The 278-nt window shown below is 53.6% G+C and carries 1 pseudogene; it reads left to right on the forward strand.

The features are described from left to right. A pseudogene (locus AACV31_RS19185) lies at positions 1 to 258 on the forward strand (replication protein P); the annotation flags it as partial. Between the last annotated feature and the right edge of the window lie 20 nt (positions 259 to 278).

Below are 278 nucleotides of genomic sequence, written 5' to 3' on the forward strand. Positions count from 1 at the left end.
AGTCACGATGTCCTGTACCAGATTTGCACCGAAATGCGACGCACAGGCACCGAGCAGCAAATGACTGAAAAAGAGCTTGAGGCGCTTGCGGGCCAGTTACTTGCGAAGTGGGAAAAACATTTTCGCGACGGGCACGAAATCCCGGAGGTCAGGAAGCAGCTTGAAAAGCCACGCCGCCCGACCGGGCCGACTCCGGCAGAATTACTGATGGCGAAGTATCGCCAGCAACAGGCAGCGAAGAATTCAGATAAGCATTGAGGTTACACGAATGGCTAATT

Source organism: Cronobacter sp. EKM101R, from assembly GCF_963888145.1.
GTDB classification, from domain to species: Bacteria; Pseudomonadota; Gammaproteobacteria; order Enterobacterales; family Enterobacteriaceae; genus Cronobacter; species Cronobacter turicensis.